Raw genomic sequence first — 21,300 nt, forward strand, 5'->3', positions numbered from 1 at the left:
TTTTATTTGTAAGATGTATTCACCATTATTGCTTATCTAATGCGAGCAACCGATCCAAGATATAATCCAACTGTGCTGTCATGCTCGCAACATCGGAATAATAGAACAAACCACCCACCTCAGCTGGAATTTGTATGACATTTCCTTGTTTAACGGCAGGAATGCTATTCCAAATGACTGATTTTGCATACTCAGACTCGTATCCTTCTTTCAAAAACCAAAGTACGTAATCTCCAAAATATTGTGATGCCACTTCATAAGACAAAGAATCGCGCCCCTTACCCGATGTCTTGACCAATTGTTCAAGTTTCTCTGGCTTTTTCAGTCCAATATATTCATAGAGCAGTGTGCCGCCCCGTGAACCCGTCTCGTACATAACACCGTAAGATTCTCGGCCCCAATCCTGCAGAATACTAAAGTTTTTGTTTTTAAAAATACCGCTGCTTAGCTTTCCTTTTGCATTGTTGAGCTTCTCTTCGAACACAGCAATTGCTTTTTTAGCCTCTGCCTCATGTCCTGTTGCTGCGCCAAGAAAAGATAATCGCTCGCTTGAGCTTACGTCTCCCTCGGGAACGACTATAACCGGAGCAAGCTTAGAGAAATCCTCATAATCTTTAGGATCATAAGTAATGATAAGATCAGGGTCGTATTTTAAAATCTCCTCGGACTCCCATTTCTCGGTGATCGGGATTCCCTCAAACTGCCCATAGAAGGGCATCGCTTTATCCGCATGCGCGTTTATCGCTACAGGCTTAATGCCAAGCGTAAATACCTCTCCGACATACCAGTTGACGATAACTCGCTGTGGATGAGCGGGCACCTCAACTTCCCCCATCACAGTCGTTACTTTTCGTGTCTCGGTGTTCTTCCCCTCGCTCGTATTGGATGGAGTAGAATCAGCGGACGATGCAGCTTTATTATTGTCTGCACTGGTAGAATTCGAACTGCTTGAGCTGCCGCAACCCGACAACGCCGTCATCACCAATGCTAGAACGAACACAAAAATACTCATTTGTTTATTCCATTTTTTAAACATGTTCTCTCTCCCTTTTGCTGAAATAATGTAAGATGCAAGTATTCTATGAAAACCAAGCAACTAAAAACGTAGAACAAAATAATAAGAAACAGCTTTTATTGATAATGATAATTATTATCACTAATGTGAGCTTATCAACATAACTATATTTTGTCAATCCACTGTTTACGCTTTAATATTCATTACCGTTATGCGGTTTACTTCCACTTTCACTTTAGATATCCGGCCTGCGGCACACAATATGACATGACACGTTGACTTACCTCAAATGAAGTCCATTTTTTGTGTTTAGCATAAAGCGGGTGCACTTTAAGGACATTAGCAAATGGTAAATAGGTTTTTGTCCATTCCTAATCCTGCCCCCTCACATACATTGATATTGTTAATCAGCAATTTCCAACTCTCTTTTGCAAGTGCAGTCAAATACAAAACATTTTCAGAAAAGGTGATGCGCTTTTGTCTGCTCGACATGTATTTAGTAAATGGAAAAAGAGTCAAGCTTTACAAAATTGTTCATTAAAGCGTTATATCCCAGAGACCGCCCGCTACAATTACAGCCGCTTAGAAGAAATGTTGGGCAGGCACAAAATGGTGTACGTCAAACCAGACACTGGTACTCACGGTAAAGGGGTCATGCGTGCTAAAAAACGCGCCGATACCTCGTTTCAGTTGAGTGAAGGGGTATCGAGCTATTCCTTTCATTCCTTGGACCTGCTTCACAATAAGATCAGGTTACGCATCGGGAAGCGAAAATACTTGGTGCAACAGGGTATTCACATGCTCAGTCATAAAGGACGCAAGTTCGATCTCCGAGTACTCGTCCAAAAAAATCTAAACAATCAGTGGGAAGCCATGTCCATTTTCGGAAGAAAAGCCGCCGCTCATAAAATTGTGACGAATGTTAGTAATGGCGGGAAGATGGAGACTTTATCTACATTAATGAGTCCACATATGAGCAAGTCCTCTATTCGTCAACTCCGCACTGAATTGAACCAAATGGGATTAGCTGTAGGCAGACAGCTAAGTAAAAATTACAAAGGGCTGAAGGAGTTGGGGCTTGATATCGCTATCGATAAAAGTATGCGGCCCTGGATATTAGAGGTAAACACCAGACCTGCTATTTATGTCTACCGTACATTTAACCCCGCTGCCTACCGTCGCATTCTGCGCTATGCCAAAGCTTATGGACGAACGAAGTAAATTAGGGTCACTTGAATGGCTAATACCCGTCCATGATGTGGACGGGTTAGAACTTTTCTAAACTTGTTTGTGCCTTGAATTTGTTAGTGTGAACTCGAATAGTTTTCAGGAAGCTGTAATTAGCACTGCGAAAGCTGAGAACAACGCTATAATCATACTGGAATTCCAAGCCTATTCCTTACCGCCTAGTTCAAACGTAAACATCAAGCTAATGATCGAACCTACAAATAATCTAATCTTGTTGAGTCTCACTTGACTTAGATGAAGGAATATGTAAAGATTAATATATTTTCATTTGGTATAATTGGTTATTATATAGCAATATTGGTTTAGCCCTCCTACACTTAATGATTAAGGTGAATTTTAAAAATGGATATGTACAATCGAATTAAAATAATGAAGCCCCCGTTTCCCTAGCTAAGCTTATCCTTTTCGAGGTTATATAAGCTTGTAGGAGGGCGAATATAAAGTGAAAACGAAAACAAATACCGTACCATCTTTGTTATTAATGATCGTTCTTGTAGCTTTTCCACAGATCAGTGAAACCATATATACCCCATCTCTACCGGATATATCTCGCGTACTTGGCAGCTCGAATAGCGCAGTTCAGCTTACACTAAGCATTTACTTTATCGGATTTGCGTTAGGTGTATTCTGTTGGGGATGGTTGTCGGATTTTATAGGACGAAGACCAGCGATGCTCGGTGGTCTTGCTATATATGGAATTGGAAGTGTGTTGTGCTATTTATCAGAATCTATTGAAATTCTTTTAATAAGTCGCTTTATTCAAGCCTTTGGCGCCGCTACGGGATCGATTATTACGCAGACGATTCTTCGTGAAAGTTTATCCGGGACCGAACGGCATACGATGTTTGCGCAGATATCTGCTGTAATCGCATTTACACCAGCTGTCGGGCCACTCATTGGTGGCTGGCTAGATCAAACTCTTGGTTTTAGATCGGTATTTTTTACACTTGTGATGTTAAGTGTAGTCCTGTTTGTTTATGCCCTATTGAGGTTGCCGGAAACAACAGATGTGTCTAAACGAAAAAAGGTTGCTATCATAGCAACCGCTAAAAAGATGCTGTTGTCACGACGTATTTTAGTTTTTGGCACGTTGATTGGCGGCATAAATGGTATTATTTTCAGCTATTATGCGGAGGCCCCTTTTTTATTTATTGAGCACTTCCATCTATCGCCTAGTGTTTATGGCTTCTTCGGGATTGTAGTTGCACTGGCTTCGATTTTAGGTTCAATGATATCTAAACAACGATTAACGAGGCAATCTCCAGAGAAAATTATATGCTCTGGTCTACTTGTTATGGGCGTTGGAGCACTTGTGCTGACTGTTACAAGTACGATGGACATGCTTCCTAGGGGCATCGCTATATCGTGTCTATTAGTATCGATGTTTATCCTATTGTTAGGAGCAGGAATTGCACTGCCTAACTGTCTAAGTCTCGCGCTTGTTGGCTTTCATGATGTGGTTGGAACGGCTGGCGCTATTTTCAGTTTAGGGTACTACTTGCTCGTTAGCTTAATTACTTGGGGAATGAGTGCTCTTCATAACGGCGCCCTGTTCACGATGCCATTATATTTCTTAGGGATAAGCTGGGGGATGTGGCTGCTAAGCAAATATGCTATGACTGCTGACCACGTATCAGAAGTAATGAACTAGAGTGAACAAATGCAGATGGACTTATAACGCTTCAAAAGGAGAATAAACGGGGCAAAATTAGTTCTTCCTTCTTGAAAAAAAGCAGCACTTGTAATAGTGCTGCTTTTTTGTATCCATAATAAGCAATAGTAACAAAAAATGCGAAATGCCTCTCCCCTATTTAGATTATGTTGAATGCCAGCAATAGCAGCAATAATGATAACGTGCTATGTATTTATTCCTATTATTTGTTGATGAACAACACGTTGTATTATAAAATAATAAGATTGTGAATTTATTTTTTTGTGAAATTAGGAGGAAGTAATGGAGCTCGAGCCGGAACGTGAAAATTTAGTACAATTACTTAAGAAAGGAAACAAATCTTCAGCGCTTGCCATGATAGGTAATGCTTTTATTGCGATTGCAAAAGGTGTGGGAGCAGCGATGAGCGGCAGCGGAGCCATGTTTGCCTCTGCAATGCATTCACTAGCGGACAGCGTGAATCAAGGATTTGTGTTTGCAGGGAGCATCCTTGCAGAAAAGAAACCAACCCGCCAATTTCCGACTGGCTTTGGCCGTGTGATCAATATCTTTTGTATGATTGCAGTTATCGTGGTCACGATCATGGCTTATGAAACGGTTCGTGAAGGATGGCATTTGCTTCAACATCCTGTTCAAGCTAGCGCTGGCGGAGCATTTTGGATAAATATTGCCGCCTTATTGTTAAACCTGGCTGTTGACGGTGCCATCTTGTTAAAAGCGATGAAAGAAATTAATAAAGAAGCAAGAGTTCACACAGAAGGATTTGCATTTATTCCAGCCGCGTTTAAACATGTGGGTCGTTCTGCACCTCCTACTCGATTAGTATTTTATGAAGATCTAGTTGCCGTGACGGGTGCACTTCTCGCCATGATTGCCGTTATTGTTACTTCTCTAACCTCGTTTGAAGCACTTGATGGTGTTGTCACGATGCTGATTGGACTGCTTATGGTTGGTGTTGCTTTCCGTGTTGGCTATGATAATATGGTAGGCTTAATTGGCGTATCAGCACCCCGTGATGTTGCCGAGAGAGTGGCTTCAATTATACTTGCAGATCTCGATGTGACAGACATCAACGATTTGCGGATTACACAAGAAGGACGCTATTATCACGTGGATGCTATGATTGAATTGCGTAAAGGTTTGTCATTGGCGGATGCTGATGATATCAAGTTCCGAGTTCAAGATCAGTTGATGGCAGATCCAGACATTACTGACGTAGTGTTAGGTATTATAGAAGACAACGGTGTAAAAGACTGGACGCCGAACGTACTGAATGAATTTTCATAAATAAAAATATAGCGGTACTTACAAACACGGGACGATTCCCTGCATGTATGTGCCGCTTTTATTATACCAATAGCAAGAAAGATATCTTATTTACAGACTTATTTAAGTTGTGCAGCTGAAAAGTTAGCTCAGGAACTGTCTATTTCATTGTTCCTGTATTTGTTGTGCGATCTCAGCAAATTGTCGAATCCCAGCACGTATTTGCTCCTCATTTACAAATGAATAACTCAGTCTGATCCAAGTCTGCATCTCATCCAACGGATCACAAATCTGACCCGGTACGAAGGAAATCGATTGGTGGACGCTCTTATCTAACAACGTTTTCACTGGAATTGTATCCGGCAGCTGGAGCCATAGATTGAGACCTCCTTTTGGAGTGATCCATCTCCAATTGATCGGCGCCTCTGCTAATTCCTCTTCCATAATATCTCTTCTGATTTGTAGAGCTATACGCAGCTTTTCCAGATGCTGCTGCATTCGCTCGGACTGAAAGTAATGGACAAATATTTTCTGGGTCACTAACGGTGTTCCGTTATCAGCCAATGACTTGACCTTTATAAGCGGCTCTATTACGGATTTTCGGGCAAATACGGCGCAAATCCGTAAACCTGGTGCTACATACTTACTGAAACTCCGGAGATATACGACCCATCCTTCTGTATCGTATGTGAACAAGGGCGGGGGTGGCTGTTCATCAAAATACATCTCGTGAAACGCATCGTCCTCAATGATCAAACAACGATATCTTTCAGCCAACTCTACAAGCTGCTTCCGTTGCGAGACCGGCACAGTATACCCAGTTGGATTGTGAAAAGTGGGATTCATATAAAAGAAGCGCGGTTTGTGCTTTTTCATCAACATCTCTACTCTATCCAAATCATAGCCATCCGGTGATATATCTACAGAAATCAATCTAGCACCTTGCCCTTGGAATACATCAATCGCAGCGCTGTAAGTCGGTCGTTCCACCAAAATCGCATCCAACGGTTTTATAAATAGCCTCGACAGCAAATCAATAGCCTGCTGTGCACCTGTCGTGATAAGCACTTCATTAGTACGCAAATGAACCCGATATTGTCGTATAACATATTGGCAAAGGACATCTCGCAGTTCCTCATCCCCTTGCGCAGTCGAATAAGTCCCCATCAGCTTAGGATATATATCAAATACCTTCTTGACGTACTCGGACAAAAATAAGTTGGGCAGCAAATTAGGATCTATCAACGCTTGTGAGAATTGGTATGCAGCAGTTATTCTATGAATGTCCGATAATTTGCTGTTTAACTGTACATTAGAACATGCGATAGGCAAGTACGCGTCATGCTCATACGAAAATTGATCCAACCGATCAGGACTAACGTAATAGCCCGACTTTTCCTTGACATAGGCTACGCCATTCTGTTTTAACAATTGATACGCTTTGAATACAGTCAGTCTATTTATACCCAATTCGAGGGCTAGCAGTCGAATCGAAGGCAGCTTATCATGTACTTTCCATTCGCCTCTGTTAATCCTCGCGATAATGTGATCGTATACTTGTTTAAACAGCATGCAAGTCGCCCCCTTTATTTCAATATTGTACACGAATCACGGTTCATCTGTTCTGTTTGTATTTATCTGTTCTATAGCCAAAGGTGTATGATCATTCACAGAGGGGGAGAAATTATGGTTATCTTAAATTATTTGCTCGTATGTCTCATATTTGGTACAACATTTCTAGCGATCAAGATCGGTGTTGATGCCTCTGCACCACCATTTTTATCTTCGGGTATTCGATTTTTTGTAGCAGGACTACTTTTATTCGTCTGGATGATGTGGAGGAAAAAAGCAAGCTTCTCACTCCTTCTCCGCAAGGAAATGCTGCTTACAGGAATTGGTTTAACATTTGGTACTTTTGCAGCCTTGTATTGGGGAGAACAATACGTCTCCTCAGGAATTGCGGCAGTATTTTCAGCTACTGCTCCGATTTTGATTCTATTGCTGCAAACCATCATCATGCGTCAGTCGCCTAGCCGTCGTTCTTTAATTGGCTGCATTATTGGTCTTATAGGCGTGACGCTAATTATTCTACCTACGATTACGTTATCAGCAAGTATATGGCTGCTTATTGGCAGTCTTATCATCTTGATTGGTCAACTGTTCTATTCATGTGGAGCCATTTATTCAAAAAGCGTCACGAAACGTTTCCCGGAGACATCACCCATTGCGCTAAACGCAGCTCAAATGATGTATGGTGGAGCACTGCTGCTCTTACTGTCTGCATGCACGGAAAAATGGTACTTTCACAGTTTACTATCGGCAGAAGCAATTGGCTCTATGCTCTATCTCATTGTCATCGGTTCGATGATTGGTCATAGTCTGTTTTATTGGTTAGTCGTCAAGACGAGTCCGATTTTTGCCTCAACCTGGCTTTACATCTCACCATTAATTGCACTTACGATTGGAGTGATCTTCTATGGTGAAGCCATTACATGGTTAACCATTATCGGTGCTATTACGATTATTGTGGGAACTGTACTTGTTAACTTTGACAACTTAAAGCAGTTGTTTAAGAAGCCACAGCGAGAAATAGGTAAGCTTCAGAATGTGACATCCTGATACAGTTAGTAGTTTAACTCTTCGATTTTTTATAACTATAACAAGCGCCATTCGAATTATTCTGCGAATGGCGCCATTATTTCTATCACTGATTCAGATGTAATATACCGTATTTCCTTGAGAAATTCACCAGTTTGAGTGGCTTATGCTTCAGATAGAAGCAGCTTTTCAATTAGCATATGGGAATCCATCACTTGATCAGCCCGTATACTGCATTGCTCCGGTACGTCCAGTGACTCCAAAAAGTGTTGGATAACTCCAGCAAATCCACGTCGATCACCGATCGTATCCCAGCTTCCAAACTTTTTCACTTGTTGACCACTTTTGCGATCATTCCATACAGCAGCCTCCAGATTCACAATTTCAACCGATCTGCCGCCTCCGTGAAGTTCTACCTTTTCCATATCAGCACCTGCTTGACGGTTCATACTAAATAACGCAGGCGAGTGGCCAAATACTAGTTGGCCTGTCGCATGCAGCAACCGATTTTGGTCATCCTTTTCCTGATAATAGGAAGCAATCTCATATGGCTTGGCTCCCATCCACAGAAGCAAATCGATCATATGAATCAAATCGTCATATAACGTTTCCTTAGCACTCAACGCCTGCTGCTTCGTCCGATGCTTTTGCGCGATACACAAGTCGAATCCGCCTACTTCGTCCAGCCAAGCCTTTGCCTGCTGATACATAGGTGCGAAGCGGCGGTTAAAGCCGACAGCAAGCAATCGATCATACTTCGCCGCAGCCTCGATCATTCGCATTGAAGCGTCAATATGATAGGAGAGCGGTTTATCTATGTACACATGAATGCCGCGTGACAAACATTGGATGGCCATTTGTTCATGTATCTCGGTAGGCGTATGAATAAATACTGCGTCCAGTTCCTGCTCAAGCAGCGAATCCAAGTCAGTAAATCGACCAGCTATTCGATAACGATTACCTATCGTTTCAACGGTTTCAGGAGTGCGGGCCATAATTCCCGCAATTTCCACGTTGTCAAATTGAGTCAGTACAGGCAGATACGCTTTCTGTGCAATATCTCCTAGACCGATGATTCCAATCTTTTTATTCATAGTATTGAGCCTCCTGCTGATTCATGTATTTTACTGGTACACCCAAAGAACCAGCATGTAGTGTGCTTAAATATGAGCTATAAGGGTGTTATTATCCGTTCGTTTAAAGTAATTATAACACGATAATTGTTTCCCCCTAATATACGTTATCATCCTACCTCTAAATGAGAGAAAGAGTGACCCATGACCATTATGGTAATGAGTCACCCTTCTCTTGCTTCGATTAGAAGTCTCCCGTAAAGCACTAAAATTGTATCCGTATTTTCATCAAAGAAGTTATTGATTTATCGCAAGTTGTTAGGCTGATGTTATTCCTGCAAATCAATTCATACGCAGCCGAGAGTGTCTATAAGCAAGTATGGCACATAGCATAACCAGGCACCCACAACCGATGAGTATGTCTTCTATATGAATCACATCCCCTAGTGGACCAAACAGCATTATACCAAGTGGCAAGGCGCATGAATTGGACATATGCATTAGACTAAACACGCGTCCATGCATATGTGGCTCGACTCGTTCTTGTAGCAGCACCGTTATCGGCGAATTGAAACACGGCATTGTGATGCCAATGAGGAAGTTTGCTGCCAAATACATAATAAAAACCGGAGCAATCCCAAGCCCGATCATGAGCAGTCCGTAAAGTGTACATGCCAGAAGGATAGTATGCATACGATTACGAAAGCCTCCCCAGGATGCAATCAGCACACCACCAAGAAGTGCGCCAGCGCTAAACGTCATTTCACTAATCGTTAATCGCCACACTTCTGCACCAAAGGAGCGACTCACCATTAATGGTGTTAAAAAAGCAGATGGACTAATTAGTATAAGAACAAGAAATAAGAACATAAGCAATCGTTTGATGAAGGTGTGCTCTTTCATATACATGAATCCCTGCTTCATCTCATACCAGTTGGACCTGAGCTCACTACCTGGTCTTGTTATTGTTGGTACTTTGATTGTAAGCATAATAATAATTCCTACGATTGCCGTGATGACATCAATTATAAATACAGTCTCTAATGGAGCAATTGACAACATCACGCCACCTGCTGCCGGCGAAAGAAACATCATCAGAGATGAGATGCTGCCATTTATTCCATTTACCTTCATCAGCTTGTCCTGCGGGACGATTTGAGGAATAAGTGCATTTACGGCAGGCGTTTGTATGCCGGTGCCTGCCGCACGAATAAGTAGCAATGGATAAAGCAGCACTATGTCTTTGAAGCCTGCACAAAATAATACCGTAAGCATAAGGGTTGACCCCGCGATCACACCATCTGCCAACATTATCAATTTTTTTCGATTATAGCGGTCAATCCAAACTCCGGCAAACAAAGAGATCACTATTTGTGGTAGAAAACCACAGACGGTAGATACCATCAACATCATACCTGAGGAAGTTTGTAAAGTGATATACCAAATAATCGCATACTGGACTAAAGAAGAACCAAATAAGGATATGGTTTGGGCGGTCAAAAATAAAGTAATTTGGGATTTCCATCTGGAATTTATGTTTGTTGTCATGGTGGATTATTCTCCTCTATCTATTATTCCTCTTTTCTCGGATATCAAATAAAAGAAGCAGAAAGCATCACACCCTGGTAGGTGCAAGCCCCCTGCTTCATGTACACGTCAAAACGGTACAGCTATACCTAATTCAATAACATACTGAATCGGTTATATCACAAAAGGCTGTAGACAAAACTTTGTCTACAGCCTCTTAATCTGTAACACCGACAGAAAGCACAACTAAATAAGCGTGAGGATTCACACCAAATTTAACCTGCTATCGGTCGATGAATAAAAGCAATTACGCTTTTGATTAAGCTCCGGACAACGTTTCATCGTGTTTATCCATTTGTACGGAGCAGCGTTTTGGATATCGTTTAACTGTGTTTAAGCGATCCATACGACAATAACACCCTTTCATTTGAAAATATTGTAGTATGCATTTGGTTACTCGTCAAGACTGTCATCATACGATGATCAATACGTCATTAGTCAAATTAGAATGTAGTGTAACTCCATAATAATGCAGCATTAATACTTAAAGCATCCGTTCAAGTACTTCCTTCCGTTACAGGAACCGAATGATCCGCTCCCACTGGTGCCCTTTTTTCATATTTACTATAGTTTCCAGTACCCATCGTATGTTTAAAACGTTATCAGCCCCCTTTTTGAACACAAGCTGTAGACTATTTGGCACTCCATTAAAAAAGCACTCGCGTGGAGTGCTTGGAATTAAATTGAGCTCTAATTTTCAATCTTTTAAGAAGCACTTTTGAATGGGATTAAATATTATTTTAACTATAAGTTAGGTATCCCCCTTCCAAATCCACATACATAAATGTCTAAACACCCCATCTACTGCACTCTCATAATAATAGTCGTGCTTTCAGTCATTCTAATGACTTTCCACCCTGATGGGACTGTAGAAAAATGGTCAGAATTGTCTAGGCGGACTTGAACTTGGAAATTTGCACCTATAGGTAAAGAGTTTATGTAAACAATGTGTGGGTTATAAATGAGGTAATTTGAAGACATGCGAGGATCAATTTTTTCAAAAAGTACTGCACCTGGTGCTACAACGCTAATATAGTAGCTTCCTACATAACTTTGCAATCCATCAATCGGGGTCAGGATGAGCTCCTTTTTAATATCTCTATAAAATTGATGTGAGCTTGTATATCCCCTTCCAATTTCTACCCATCCTGGCGGGAGGTTTGAAACACCGATTTCACGTTCAACAGTATCTGGATCTGCTGTCAAAATATATTTGTATATATTATAGCCTGGCTCAAAACCAGATGGACCAAAACTGTCTGGTACACTTTCAACAACGATCCAGCCAGGTGTAGTAGGAGTTGTGTATGATCCTTGAGCTAGTGTTCCATAACTCGCAATTCTTCCCTCCCAAAACTCTCGAATATGTGGGATCCCCCAGTTGAATGTAGCTGTGTTACTCACTGTCTGACTAAATGAAGTCGGCTCCGCTGCATGTACAGGGAGAACTAGGGCGGATGATAAGAGCAGTACGCTTAAGCCGCCTAGTAATTTACTCTTTGACATTTTTCATCCCTCGCTTCTTGTTATTCATATTTTTAGAAGTCAGCACGCATTTTGACTGTGATCGAATGTAATTAGATTTTAAATTAATTTATAGTTTTTGAAATAGATCTAAGGTAATGAATTGTAGCGCGTGTATGTATTTTTTTGTATGATCGTGTCGTAAACTACGAATCAATTAGATTTATTTTTAAATATTCAAAACGGACCGACCGCATCCCCTGTATGCTGTTCACATTTATCGCGTTCACTAGTTTGATCAGTAATATCCATCTATATTTGTATAAATAAAAATTCAAGCTCCTCAGCTAAAAAATAGCCTAAACTCTTACATCCGTAAGGTGTTTAGGCTATTTGCTTTTATCTGATTTTCGTTCTCTACATATTTTGAAGAAATGAGCTAGCCTTAAGATTGAGCCAATATTCCTTTAACAAATAACGAGACACTGTGCTTATAGAACTCTTCCTCGGTGACGAGTTGGGACTGATATTGTCGGTGAATCAGCTCGCTCATCTGAAATCCGTAACACATCGAAAGAAAAGACATGGCGACAAGACGTTCATCCTGTATGGCTATTACTTTTTTCTTCTGTAAGCGCTCAAAATATGCAACTAGCAAGGCGTGCAGCTTCACCGGCGGATCGGCCAACACTCTGTCCAATTCAGGAAGCATTCCTTTATCGCGAATACCAATCAAAATGACGTCTTCATTGTTATGGAAAAATAAACGGTACTGCTGGCTTACATTCAGCAGATCGACTTCCGGATTATCGGTCGCTTCCTCTTTTAACAGCTTTTCAAATTGCGGGATATCCGAATGTCTTTCAATGATGGCTTCCAATATGCCTTGCTTGCTTCCAAATTGGCGGAAAATAGTAGATTCATTAACCTTAGCTTCCGTTGCAATAGCTTTGGTGCTTACTCCCCGATAGCCCTTCTTTTTGATGAGCCTTGTCGCGGCTTCAATGATTCTGTCTGAAGTTTGCATTTTAGTTCTCCTTTTGTACATGTTAAACCTATTCTACTACAAGTTTTGCATATGCAGCAGGGTCGGGGCTTATCATTTTCATAACCATTTATTAAGGTAAATCACTTCTTTTTTCCCAGCGGCTTGGTTCCGTAATCTTAACATGATCAGGCACCAATTGCGTCATCGTTCCTAATTTATCGAATGTGATCTGGATTCGATCAGAGGGCAACAGCCACTGGTCAGTCTCGATTGCGCAGCAATCCGGTATCGTCCCCATTCCTATAATGGTGCCCGGTAGCGGTGTGAAAACTTTGAGAACCTCCTCCATCACTTTTGCAGGGTGTGCAGAATACTCGGATGTGCTTCCCTTCCAGTGCAGTCTCCCCCCGATGCGTACATCCACATCCAGTGCTAACGGGTTGTCAATTTCATCCGGCGTAACCAGAAATGGTCCTATGCCTTTGCTGCGATCAAAATCTTTGCAGCGCGTAGGGCCAGTCAACGCCTGGAAATCTGGCCACTGCACATCGCGGACAGTACTATCGTTAAAAATAACATAACCTGCAATGCAGTTCCCCTTCCCTGTAACAAAAGCCAGTTCTGGCTCGATATCCAGGTAAGAAGAATACGAAGGCCAATGAATCGTATCTCCATCACCAATTAATGCATTATGGTTACATTTGTAATAACTGAAGCTAACTTTATTCGGATCTTGCTGGAATTTTTCAGCAATTTTTCGTTTAAGCTCTTCTCTTTCCGGCCCTGTATATTCTCTTTGCAGCAAATTTACGCCAGCATTTCTCAAATGCCTTGGCGTCAACCCGAAATCGATAAGCGCAGCCGGATTCGGAACCGGTGGCAACAGCTTTACCACTGCTATCGGGGAGATTTCATTTTCATTAAATTGATGCCACTGTTCGACAGCATATTGCATCAATTCCTTAGCGGCATCATAACTTGCCGGCAAACAATGAAGATAGCTGTCCATACTTTCAAGACTGTCAACAAATGTTCCTTGCTTGCTCATAATTGCGGCAAAAGACACGACAAATTTCTCATTAATTACAAGCCCAAACAAAGGCTCCTGAGATGTTCTGGTTTGAAAGGTTACTAGCTTCATGTTGCAGCGCCTCCATCCACAATGTTTGATGTTGTTCTGTTACTATCATATCGCTTAAAACGCATGCATGCAAGTACTTGCTTGCTTTTTGATTTTCCATTCTCTATAATAAAAACATAAGTCAGTATGGCTTGCCCCAAAATCATATACGTAAAGGAGAATTTCTATGAAGTATGGACGTATTATCCAAAAACCTCGTGTTAAATTTTTTGAAGTCGCAGATGGCATCTTTGCTGGTATTTCGCCGTATCGCGGCATCAGTTGGGCCAATGCTGGATTCATCAACAAGGGTAATGGACTGGTATATGACACGTTTTTCGATTTGTTCCATGCGCGGGAAATGCGGGAGGCTTTTATGGAAGTAAGCAACGGCGCCTCTCCCGCATATGTGGTGAACTCGCACTATAACAGCGATCATGCCTGGGGAAACAAAGTGTTTGAAGATGCTTGCATTATTATGCACAAGGAAGCGGCAAGGGAGCGGCTCACCGAAAATATCGCCTGGATGGACAGCGTTATCAGAAGAGGAAAGGATAGTCCGGAATCGACTGCGGGCGAACGGTTTTTTGCAGCGGAATTTGAAGGATTCGATCTGGAAGGCGTAGAATGGGTGCAACCGAATATTGAAATAAAGGACGATATTAACATTCGTCTTGGTGATACGGAAGTTAATATTTACAACGTAGCTCCGGCCCACTCTGACAGTGACTTGCTGCTGTGGATGCCTAAAGAAAAAGTGTTGTTCGCCGGCGATGTTGTGTTTAACGGTTGTACGGCATACAGCGAAGAGGGAACCCTCAATTGGATTAAAGTGCTTGATCGCATTATTGATGAAATGAAACCTGAAATCGTTGTTCCAGGACATGGCGCCATCTGTGGTCTGGACTTCGTGAAGGAGCAGAGAGACTACCTTCTGAACCTGATCAGCGAGTTTAATAAGCATTACAATGACGAAATTGATTCCTTGTCCCTGACCAAGCAAATTGATATTTCTCGCTTCCTTCATTGGATTCAGCCTGAACGTTTGTATGTTACTGTGGACATCCTACTCAAAAGCAAACGAGGGTTACCCCCCCTTCCAATTTGGAACGAGGTGCCTGCTAAACTAGAAGACATGAAAGCTTTTTTGGCCGGAAAATATGGTAATCAAATCAAGCCATGGGACCCTATGAGCGTTTGGCAATAATAGCTATTTAAAACTAACGTACGAACAACAAAAAAACGGCCTTGTCGCACAAGATGCGAACAATGGCCGTTTTTTAATTGCTCCACGGAATTTATAAGCTGCACATAGAAGTGATTATGGAGAACATTGGAGTTGGATTTATGACTTACTGGAAATGTTTTGGTATGACATGCCGGTATAAATTGGACTGTGAGGGCTCCGGTCTAGGTATAACAAACAGCATCTCTCGCTGCAAATAGAGGCTGTGCTTTAGATTCATTAAACGATGCGACTACTGTCACATGAGTACATATCAGTACGGGTCAAAGTGAATTAAGTCCTGACGCTTTGTGTCGGTTCCTGTAGTGGCTGAACCAAGCTTGACAGTGTCACTTGGATTGTAACCAAAAGTTTTTCGAAAGAGCGCAGCAAAGTGGCTCATATTGTTATAGCCGACCATCATCGCCGTTTCACTTACATTTGCATGTCCTTGTTCCAATATAGAACGTGCTTCATGCATACGTAAGCCACGTACATAACCAAATACAGTAGTGCCGAACAGTTCTTTAAAGCCTAATTTCAGCTTGTAATCGTTCAGTCCGGCCAATCTGGCAAGCCCGAGCAAGCTCGGCGGCTGTCTCCAGGATCGGGAAAGGATGTCTCTCGCTTGATACAAACATTGAATATCATCAGCCGTTAGTTTGGACTTGACTTGTTGTTCCTTCGCTTCATGATCTATACCATCTAAGTGGAACGCCAGCAGCTCCAGTGCCTTCCCTTCTAAGTAAAGCCTTTGCAGCGCTCCCTTGTATGGACATTGCTTCATTTGTTCGACGATAAAAGGAATTTGCGGTGATGCTACCGTTTGCTTGCAATAAAATGTACGAGTAGACAAGCGATCCATTTCAGGAATAACGGCTTGTAAATGCCGCAAATCTATCCGTAACTCCATATGTAACAGAGGCTCACTTTGGGAAAATTCCGCGTGCATCTTCGTCTCGTTCATGTAGACAAGTGTGGATACACCTGAACATATTTCGAAATCCTGTGCCTGCGCGGACGTTTGCCAGCAGCCTTTGCCTGACATCGTATAGGCGATTTCTAAATGCGGATAATGTATGCCAACATCCATCGTCACGGGGTCATCTAATATTGCATCAAACCAATTAATTTCTAGTCCGTCGCGCAAACGAATACGATGCAAGTTGCCTGTTCCACTATGCGAAGGAAAGTTGTAAAGATAATGGTGCTGTTCCTGTAGTGGGGAAGATGGCGTAACATTATGAAACTCCCCGAACATGCCGTCCAAATCCCAAGAGTCTAATTGTAAGTTCAAGGCCATTCTCCTCCAATCCATAAAAATCTACCAATCAGCTGGAGACCATCTGTTGTTCATACTGGTTTCCAATCATTAAATATGTAAAACTAAGAAGAACCTTTTTCCCTTTCTAAATTGAGTTAATTTTAACCTAACCCAAAAGTATTGTAAATACGAAAAACTTTTTCCTCAAGGAAAAACCCTGAAGAAAAAGTTTAACGGTAAGACTGTTTGCGAGTACGTATATCGCTGAATACCCACAATTCATCCAGTATACAACTAACCTTCATTATCACTATAACGATAAAGATAATCATTATCAATAAATATTAAAAAAAGAAGTGGCGCTGCAATCTGTCTGTTCTGTAACGAAAGAACATCCTCCCTTTATTGACCCGTCAACGACCTGCTTTCAACATGTTTGTTGTTCACTGCAAACATCGTAAATACTAGCACCAACACACATCCCGCGATAAACGCAAACGGAAGATGCCGATCAACTTGGTAAAGACTTGTGCTCAGAATCGGAGCAATAACGGCCGAGATCCCTTGCACCGATGCTACAAGGCCTGCAATTCCCCCCTGCTGCTCACGGGAGACAGCTAGTGATGATCCTGTCATAAAGCCCGGCATCATAAGGCCTGATCCTACCCCAAACAAAAAAAATGCAACGTAATAGCTAACCAAGTGAATGACAAATAAGAATAGCGCCAAACTGACAATAAATAGCATTGCACCAACTAGAATAAGTTGCTTTGGCTGCAATGTCTGCTTTTTCATCTGCAAGCCTTGAGTCAGGATCATCGCTACCCCAGTAAACATCAATCCCAAGGAGAGCATACGGGCAGTCTCCTGCGTAGTTAACGACAATTGATCTTGAAAATAAAATCCCCCCACCACTTGTAAAGTAACAATACTAAGCATCGTGATCAACCCTGCAAATAAATAAAGACGAACTCCTTTTTGAAATGGATTTACCTTTGGAACCTTCTCGTGAATTACAGGTTTATGGGCGGGTATTAGCACAAGTACGACAACTATTGCAATTACTGGAAGAACAGCGCCGATATACAAAGGCCAAATCAGTCCAATCAAGGCAAATACACCGGCAATGGCTGGCCCTAGCACAAGTCCTAAGCCGTTGGCCGCTCCAATCAAGGCCATACCTGCGGAACGCTCATGCTCTTCAGTAACATCAGCCATGTAAGCCTGCGCGGATGAAGGGACCGCTGGAATAAAGAAGCCGACCATAGCGCGTGCAACAATAAGTAAGACGACTAATAGTCCACCCTTTAACCATCCAGACAGTCCGGCATACATCGTTGCAGTAAACAATATATAACTTACAAACATCCCGATAAAGCCAATCAGTATAACGGGCTTTCTGCCTTTTACATCACTTAGTCGCCCCCATACCGGCGCCATTAAGGCCATTGCAACAGAACCCAAAGAAATAATTAAGCCGGAGTGTGTCTCACTTAACCCCAATTCACGAATAAGTGGAGGCATGACCGGCGCGATAATCATCAAACCCACCATAGCAACAAATACACTAAAAAATATACTAAATCGAGTTCTTGCCATCTTTCACTATCCCCTTTCGCAGCATCCGCTATTAACGCTTTACTCCCTACAATGTTAGGAGAAAAACGTATCGACGGCTACCTGAAAACGGATTGTTCATACGGATAAACGGATTTAGCGTATTTAACATCATTAAAAATGCCAAGTTTTTCGAATTTGCGCTACCGTTGCAACCGCAATTGTATCCTGATGTATATCACCTGGCTTGTTTCCCTTGCCTAAAACATAACCGGCAAAATGGGTTCCTGTATATTCAAACACATATTGGAACTGCTGGACTAACGGAATGCCTTTAAGATGGGGCTGGTCATCACCAATGCCTATTACCCATGCTGTCTTGTTGGATAGTGTGGTTAAAAATTCTGATTTGTTTTCTCTCAAGGATTGCGACCAACGATCAATAAATGTTTTCGTTAATCCCGAAGCTCCATACCAATAGATGGGGGTAGTAAATACAAGCACATCCTGAGCCAGAACACGTTTAATTACGTGATGATAATCATCATCTGGATAGGTTCCCTTATCAGAATGACGGTAGTCAACAATCGGATGAATCGTATAGTCAGACAAATAAATCCGATCTGCTTCAAATCCATCAACTAACAGATTGGCTAACTGCTCCGAGTTGCCATTTCGACGTGAACTACCATAGATTACAGCGATTCCCATAGGGCTTTCTCATCCCCTTTTAATAAATAATGATGTTTTACCTCGTGCCCGCTTCTTGCCATTGATAAACGATTTGCAAACCGTTTACTAGCGACAGCGCCAGTTCTTTAGCTTCTTGCGGCGTATCCCCGACCGTAATAACGTAGCCTAAGCGATCATCTGAGCTTTTAGCTGGTGATACGCGGTCACCTGCGGATACATTAATTTGATACCGAACAACAGCAGGGTGCTCACGCCAACGTTCAAGTCCCTTTAAATCGGCGAAAATCCCCTCATGCTCAGCGGTTACATACGCAATTGCTGCCGCCCGCTTATGCTTTCTCTGAAGCGTAATCGGGTTATCCAAATAAAAGTTGACTGTGGCTTCAAAAATATCTACTCCTAATGCCTGCACTAATAAGTCTGAAGAAATGTTATCGCCTCCTGGCCGCCCATTGACTTCAATGATTCGTGGCCCGTCACTCGTAAGCTTTACTTCGACATGACTGGGACCATCTGTAATCCCAATCGCCCTTAACGCTTCAACGGCCGTGAGGACGATGTCGTCGGCATGATCGGTATGCACCGAAGTAGGAAGCGTATGAACAATTTCTACAAAATACGGTAAAGGTGATGTTATTTTCTCTGTAACTACAGAAAACAATGGAATACCGTCCCGCACAAACAACTCAACGCTGAATTCGGGGCCTTCGAGATATTGCTCAATTAAATACTCCTCACGAACTTTAAAATCCATATAGGATACTTTAAATTCCACAATCGCTTCCATAGCTGCTTGCAGCTCATTAACACTGCTAATAAAATACACATGTTGACTGCTCGCGCAATTGGTCGGCTTTAATACGATGGGGTACCCGATATCAGCCGCTGCGGCAGCTGCCTCCTCGAAGGTTCTCACCTTCCGAAAAGCCGCGCTCGGAACCCGATGCTTCGCGTATGCTTCCCGTGCCAAATCTTTATTTCTCGATGTTAATGCCGCTTCATAGGGAACTCCCTTGAGCCCGAGTCGTTCCGCCACTTTAGCTGTCAAATGAGACGCGTAATCCGTAGCTGGAATCAGTGCAGCTAGTTGATCGGCATATGGAGATTGGATTATCGCTTGATAGAGCGATTCCTCATCCCTGATGTCCGCTACAATAAGATCGTGAAAAATGCCTTCATATCCATACTTCTTCGGATTGTCAGGCGAAGATACAATTGAAATCACTTTATGTCCCTGCTCAAAAGCTGCTTTCGCAAAACTAACACCATAAAAACTCGGTTCAACAAAAGCTACCGTTTTGCTCGTTGTCATAAGTGCTCTCCTTCCTTTATTGTAACTGACTGCTTATGTCCTGCTTTGCTGCTCAGCACATAATATACGAGAAGTCCGATCAACATTAGCCCACTCATACATATAAAGCCTACTCCTGGCGAATAGCGGTCGATCACTGTTCCAAGACCTGTCGCGGAGACGGTTTGCAAGAGCAAGGATATGGCCATCCAAACCGAAGTCGCCCGCCCCATGTAGGCCTTTGAGACAGACTCCATCAATGACGTTGTAATCAGGATACGTAAGGAAGAGTTCGTTAACCCAACTAGCACACTGCCTAAATATAAGATCAAAATGGTGGAGTTCACCGCAATGGCGAGCAGGTTGAGTACAGATACAAGGAAAAACAGTAAAATGGTGCCGTGACGAGATATTTTTTGGGCTAATGGAGCCGCTATTAACCCCGACAACAGCCCACCAATTCCGTAGCTCATATCCGCCAGTCCAAATACAACCGAATCTCCTTGTACAGCAGTGCTTACATAACCAGGCAGGACGACATTGTATACCATAGTGGATACAAGTGGGACAATCGATACTACGCCTAGTAAAAAAATGTAAGGACGCTCTGTCAAGTAACGAATGCCGTCCTTAAACGTTTGATAAAAGGAGTCCGTCTCCTGTTCGTGTACGAGCGGCACATATTGAATCCTCCTCAGAAACAGGCTGCTTACGATAAAAGCAAGTGCATTTAGCAGCAGGATGACTTCGAAGCCCACATATTTGTACAATACGCCTGACAGGGCACCCGCCATAAACATGCCTACTTGCAGGCTGATTTCAATTAAGGAGTTGCCATGAATGAGATCCTTCTCAGGGACAATCTCTTGGACTAGACTTCGCGAAGCTGACATGTATAACGCCCAGCCCATCCCATTTACAATGGCAAAGGCATATAGATACTCAATGCGGAACCCCGTCCATACAAAAGCAGCAGTGATAAGCAGCAATGCGGCGGCACGTAAGACGTTTGCCCATAAAATAATCGACTTACGATTCCATTTATCAATGAAGGAACCTGCAAATGCCGAAACCAGAAATCCTGCAATCACGTTAAGAGACAGCATAAAGCCGATAGAACCAATAGACCCCGTCTTATCCATTAGATACCAGTTCGCACCAATCGTACTCATCCCTACACCGAACCCGGATACAATGTCTGCGATAAAATAATGACGAAAGTTTTTTGGTTTTAGCACA

General features: G+C 42.4%; 17 protein-coding genes. 5 read left to right on the plus strand and 12 right to left on the minus strand.

Annotated features, from left to right (window positions below):
- Positions 1 to 25: 25 nt before the first annotated feature.
- Positions 26 to 1,036: an ABC transporter substrate-binding protein gene (locus tag H509_RS0119310; RefSeq protein WP_028546530.1), complete on the minus strand. Its 1,011-nt coding sequence runs from the start codon at positions 1,034 to 1,036 to the stop codon at positions 26 to 28.
- Between the two features lie 456 nt (positions 1,037 to 1,492).
- Here H509_RS0119310 and H509_RS0119315 point away from each other — a divergent pair, with 456 nt between their 5' ends.
- From H509_RS0119315 to H509_RS0119325, 3 genes are all read left to right on the plus strand, one after another.
- Positions 1,493 to 2,236, plus strand: coding sequence for a YheC/YheD family protein (locus H509_RS0119315; RefSeq protein WP_028546531.1), 744 nt, complete (start codon positions 1,493 to 1,495; stop codon positions 2,234 to 2,236).
- A gap of 469 nt (positions 2,237 to 2,705) precedes the next feature.
- On the plus strand, positions 2,706 to 3,914 hold the full coding sequence (locus H509_RS0119320) for a multidrug effflux MFS transporter (RefSeq protein ID WP_028546532.1): 1,209 nt from the start codon (positions 2,706 to 2,708) through the stop codon (positions 3,912 to 3,914).
- Between the two features lie 303 nt (positions 3,915 to 4,217).
- Complete coding sequence (locus tag H509_RS0119325; RefSeq protein ID WP_028546533.1) at positions 4,218 to 5,222, plus strand: cation diffusion facilitator family transporter; 1,005 nt, start codon at positions 4,218 to 4,220, stop codon at positions 5,220 to 5,222.
- Between the two features lie 144 nt (positions 5,223 to 5,366).
- On the opposite strand, the gene H509_RS0119330 is transcribed toward H509_RS0119325, so the two are convergent.
- Positions 5,367 to 6,773: an aminotransferase-like domain-containing protein gene (locus H509_RS0119330; RefSeq protein ID WP_084159295.1), complete on the minus strand. Its 1,407-nt coding sequence runs from the start codon at positions 6,771 to 6,773 to the stop codon at positions 5,367 to 5,369.
- A gap of 114 nt (positions 6,774 to 6,887) precedes the next feature.
- On the opposite strand from H509_RS0119330, the gene H509_RS0119335 reads away from it, so the two are divergent.
- Positions 6,888 to 7,820, plus strand: a complete 933-nt coding sequence (locus H509_RS0119335) for a DMT family transporter (protein ID WP_028546535.1) — start codon at positions 6,888 to 6,890, stop codon at positions 7,818 to 7,820.
- Positions 7,821 to 7,963: 143 nt separating this feature from the next.
- Here the strand turns inward: H509_RS0119335 and H509_RS0119340 are convergent, their stop codons facing one another.
- From H509_RS0119340 to H509_RS0119360, 5 genes are all read right to left on the minus strand, one after another.
- The gene (locus tag H509_RS0119340; RefSeq protein WP_028546536.1) at positions 7,964 to 8,893 is read right to left on the minus strand and encodes a Gfo/Idh/MocA family protein; all 930 of its coding nucleotides are present in this window, start codon (positions 8,891 to 8,893) and stop codon (positions 7,964 to 7,966) included.
- Between the two features lie 321 nt (positions 8,894 to 9,214).
- Positions 9,215 to 10,420, minus strand: coding sequence for an MFS transporter (locus H509_RS25995; protein ID WP_051287418.1), 1,206 nt, complete (start codon positions 10,418 to 10,420; stop codon positions 9,215 to 9,217).
- An 840-nt stretch (positions 10,421 to 11,260) separates the two neighbouring features.
- Positions 11,261 to 11,965, minus strand: a complete 705-nt coding sequence (locus H509_RS0119350; RefSeq protein WP_028546537.1) for a hypothetical protein — start codon at positions 11,963 to 11,965, stop codon at positions 11,261 to 11,263.
- A gap of 403 nt (positions 11,966 to 12,368) precedes the next feature.
- Positions 12,369 to 12,950, minus strand: a complete 582-nt coding sequence (locus H509_RS0119355; RefSeq protein ID WP_028546538.1) for a TetR/AcrR family transcriptional regulator — start codon at positions 12,948 to 12,950, stop codon at positions 12,369 to 12,371.
- A 91-nt stretch (positions 12,951 to 13,041) separates the two neighbouring features.
- Positions 13,042 to 14,052 carry a fumarylacetoacetate hydrolase family protein gene (locus tag H509_RS0119360; protein ID WP_028546539.1) on the minus strand — a complete coding sequence of 337 codons (1,011 nt, stop codon included), beginning with the start codon at positions 14,050 to 14,052 and terminating at the stop codon, positions 13,042 to 13,044.
- A gap of 166 nt (positions 14,053 to 14,218) precedes the next feature.
- On the opposite strand from H509_RS0119360, the gene H509_RS0119365 reads away from it, so the two are divergent.
- On the plus strand, positions 14,219 to 15,238 hold the full coding sequence (locus H509_RS0119365; RefSeq protein WP_028546540.1) for an MBL fold metallo-hydrolase: 1,020 nt from the start codon (positions 14,219 to 14,221) through the stop codon (positions 15,236 to 15,238).
- 292 nt (positions 15,239 to 15,530) lie between these two features.
- Here the strand turns inward: H509_RS0119365 and H509_RS26000 are convergent, their stop codons facing one another.
- The 5 genes from H509_RS26000 to H509_RS0119390 form a co-directional block, all read right to left on the minus strand.
- Entirely contained in the window at positions 15,531 to 16,553 is a 1,023-nt protein-coding gene (locus tag H509_RS26000) for a helix-turn-helix transcriptional regulator (RefSeq protein WP_051287496.1), read from the minus strand.
- Between the two features lie 369 nt (positions 16,554 to 16,922).
- On the minus strand, positions 16,923 to 18,119 hold the full coding sequence (locus H509_RS0119375) for an MFS transporter (RefSeq protein WP_028546541.1): 1,197 nt from the start codon (positions 18,117 to 18,119) through the stop codon (positions 16,923 to 16,925).
- Between the two features lie 132 nt (positions 18,120 to 18,251).
- Positions 18,252 to 18,788 (minus strand): flavodoxin family protein, encoded by a 537-nt coding sequence (locus tag H509_RS0119380; protein ID WP_028546542.1) that lies wholly within the window; start codon positions 18,786 to 18,788, stop codon positions 18,252 to 18,254.
- Positions 18,789 to 18,825: 37 nt separating this feature from the next.
- The gene (locus tag H509_RS0119385) at positions 18,826 to 20,082 is read right to left on the minus strand and encodes an ATP-grasp domain-containing protein (protein WP_028546543.1); all 1,257 of its coding nucleotides are present in this window, start codon (positions 20,080 to 20,082) and stop codon (positions 18,826 to 18,828) included.
- Positions 20,079 to 21,299, minus strand: a complete 1,221-nt coding sequence (locus H509_RS0119390; RefSeq protein WP_245596192.1) for an MFS transporter — start codon at positions 21,297 to 21,299, stop codon at positions 20,079 to 20,081. The genes H509_RS0119385 and H509_RS0119390 overlap by 4 nt, the downstream gene beginning before the upstream one ends.
- Position 21,300 lies beyond the last annotated feature (1 nt).

The sequence above is a fragment of the Paenibacillus taiwanensis DSM 18679 genome, from assembly GCF_000425125.1.
GTDB lineage: Bacteria > Bacillota > Bacilli > Paenibacillales > Paenibacillaceae > Paenibacillus_B > Paenibacillus_B taiwanensis.